General features: G+C 70.7%; 1 protein-coding gene. It reads left to right on the forward strand.

Features of this window, described 5'->3' with window-relative positions; all coding sequences use genetic code 11:
• The first annotated feature begins 185 nt into the window (after positions 1-185).
• On the forward strand, positions 186-1,379 hold the full coding sequence (locus tag ABZ193_RS43575) for a histidine kinase (RefSeq protein WP_237338999.1): 1,194 nt from the start codon (positions 186-188) through the stop codon (positions 1,377-1,379).
• Positions 1,380-1,479: the final 100 nt, after the last annotated feature.

Below are 1,479 nucleotides of genomic sequence, written 5' to 3' on the forward strand. Positions count from 1 at the left end.
CTGGCGCGCACGGCCGACTACGGTTCCTGGTTCAACTTCTACCTCTGCTCGGTGTCGGGGCCTTCGCGCTTCCCGAACCGTGTGAGGTTGCCGTTAGCATCCGCACATTGTTGCGGCCACTCGCGTCCCGATCGGGTGATCTCGGACTCTCATAGGCAGTCCACAAGACGAGTGAGGTCCAAACCATGAGCACCGAGGGACTCTCCATCGGGATTTCGGTCGGCGGCCCAGGCGCGGGGGCCGCCGACCGGGCGCACCGCGGCTCGCGCCGGGCGGCTCTGGCTCGCCGCGCGGTGTGGGCGCCGTTGGCGATCGACGCCACCGCCATCCTCATCGCCGTGCTCGACGTCTGGCTCGTCATCCCCGAGAAGGCGCCGCCGTACTCGATCTACCTGTCCGGGCTCGCCTGCCTGGCGCTGGCCGGGCGCCGCTGGATGCCGTTCGGCGTGGTGCTGCTGACCGTGCCCGGGTTCCTCACCGGCTGGTCGCAGCTGGCCGCGATGATCGCGCTGGGCATGCTCGCCACCCGCAAGCAGACCCACTGGCAGGTGTGGGTCGGCGCGGCGCTGGTGTGGATGTGCCGGTTCGTGCAGTGGCCGCTGAGCGACTTCGCGCAGCTGAGCTGGCGCGAGCACGTGCTGGACGGGATCTACGGCGTCCTGGTGGCCGGGATGCCGATCGCGATCGGGCTGCTGATCGGCGCCCGCGCGCAGCTGTCGCAGAAGCTGGGTGAGCTGGCCGCCAGCCGCGACCGGGAACGCAAGCTCACCGCGGACGCCGTGCGCGCCGAGGAACGGGCCCGGCTGGCGCGCGAGATGCACGACGTGGTCTCCCACGACATCACGCTGATCGCGATGCAGGCCGGGGTGCTCACCGCCCAGGAATCGCCGTCGGCCCGGCAGACCGCCGAGGTGATCCGGCAACTGTCCACCCGCACGCTGGAGGAACTGCGGTCGCTGGTGGGGGTGCTGCGGTCCGGGCTGGTGGACGAAGGCCCGCAACCGGGCATCGCCGAGCTCGGGCGGCTGGTGCACAACAGCGCGGTCGCGGTGCGGCTGACCATGGACGAGGTGCCGGAGGAAGTGCCGCCGAAGGTCTCGGCCGCGGCGTACCGGACGGTGCAGGAGGCGCTGACCAACGTCCGCAAGCACGCGCCCGGCGCTACGGCGACGGTGCTCGTGCGCGGCGAGGACGGAGCGTTGCGCGTCGAGGTGTGCAACGAGCGGCCGCCGTACGAGGCTGTGGCCGAGCTGCCTTCTGGCGGGTACGGGCTGACTGGGCTGGCTGAGCGGGCCCGGTTGCTGGGTGGGAGTTTGGAGACCTGCTCCACGGAGGATGGAGGGTTTCGGGTTCTCGCTCGGTATCCCCTTGAGGTTTGAGTTCCGTAGCCGCTACGCGGGTGGTTCGGGCGCCGGGCTTCGCTTCGCTACGCCCGGATCGCGCCCTCCCGAACCCGATCTTTCGGTGTTTTGGCGGTCG

The organism is Amycolatopsis sp. NPDC006125, assembly GCF_040614195.1.
GTDB lineage: Bacteria > Actinomycetota > Actinomycetes > Mycobacteriales > Pseudonocardiaceae > Amycolatopsis_E > Amycolatopsis_E tucumanensis.